Genomic DNA, 1,436 nt, shown 5'->3' on the forward strand with positions numbered 1-1,436 from the left:
GGCCGCGCCCAGGGAAGTGGTGTTTGAGAAGGTCACCCGTAATCGGTGACTATTAGGAAGCTATCGCCTCAGTAGTCACTTTAGCATCGTTTGTCTTGTTTTCGAGATCGGGTGATGCGGTGTTCTTGCGGCACTCGGCGAGGACCTCCAGTCCCATATAGCGGCGCTGCTCGGTCCACTCGTCGTTCTGCTCGGCCAGCACTGCGCCGACGAGGCGGATGATCGAGTCGCGGTTGGGGAAGATGCCGACCACGTCGGTCCGCCTGCGGATCTCCTTGTTCAGGCGCTCCTGGGGGTTGTTGCTCCATGTCTGACGCCAGACGGCCTTGGGGAAGGCGGCGAAGGCCAGAATGTCGTCGCGGGCCTCGTCCAGATGCTCGGCCGCCTTCGGGTACTTGGCCTCCAGCGCCTGCACGACATGACGATGCTGGGCGTAGACCGACTCGGCGTCGGGCTGCTCGAAAACGGTGCGCAGCATGGTGGCCACCCACGGCTGGGCCGACTTCGGAACGCGCGTGATCAAATTCCGCGCGTAGTGCGTCCGACATCTCTGCCAGGACGCGCCCGGCAAGGTGGAGGCGATCGCGTCACGCAGCCCGGCATGACAGTCGGAGGTCACCATCAGCACGCCGGACAGGCCGCGCGCGACCAGGCTGCGCAGAAACGCCAGCCAGCCCGCGCCATCTTCACTGGAGACGACGTCCAGGCCGAGAATCTCCCGCTGCCCGTCGGCGTTGACGCCGGTGGCGAGCAGGGCATGCACGCTCACCGTCCGGCCGCCCTCACGGACCTTCTGGGTCAGCGCGTCGATCCAGACGAACGTGTACGGGCCGGCGTCCAACGGCCGGGACCGGAACTGCTCGACCATCGCGTCGAGTTCGGCGGCCATCGCCGAGACCTGCGACTTCGACAGCGAGGTGATGCCCATCGCCTCGGCCAGCTTCTCCACCCGCCGCGTCGACACCCCGAGCAGGTAGCTGGTCGCCACCACACTGGTCAGCGCCCGCTCGGCCCGGCGTCGCTTGTCCAGCAGGAAGTCCGGGAAGTAGGAGCCTTGCCGCAGCCGGGGCACGGCCAGCTCGATGCTTCCGGCGCGGGTGTCCCACGGCCGGGCGCGGTAGCCGTTGCGGGTGTTGACCCGCTCGCTGGACACCTCGCCGTAGCCGGCGCCGCACAGCTGCTCGACCTCGGCGTCCATCATCCGCTGGGCGAACTCGCGGATCATCGTCCGGAGCAGGTCCGGGCTCGCCGCGGCGAGGGTGTCTTCCAAGTACTCCCCGGCAGCGGGCACAATGTCATTGACGGCCACTTCGTCCCCTTCGTGTTGATATGAGCGAATCGAAGGATTACGGAGTGGCCGTCTCTTGTCACATGGATCTCTCCCACACCACAGCATGGGCTAGATCACCCGCACACCATCTCCCTGGACGTGAACG

At 66.3% G+C, this 1,436-nt stretch carries 1 protein-coding gene; it reads right to left on the reverse strand.

Annotated features, from left to right (window positions below):
• Positions 1-52: 52 nt before the first annotated feature.
• Positions 53-1,309, reverse strand: a complete 1,257-nt coding sequence (locus FH608_RS51115; RefSeq protein WP_394367758.1) for an IS256 family transposase — start codon at positions 1,307-1,309, stop codon at positions 53-55.
• Positions 1,310-1,436 lie beyond the last annotated feature (127 nt).

Source organism: Nonomuraea phyllanthi (assembly GCF_006334985.2).
GTDB lineage: Bacteria > Actinomycetota > Actinomycetes > Streptosporangiales > Streptosporangiaceae > Nonomuraea > Nonomuraea phyllanthi.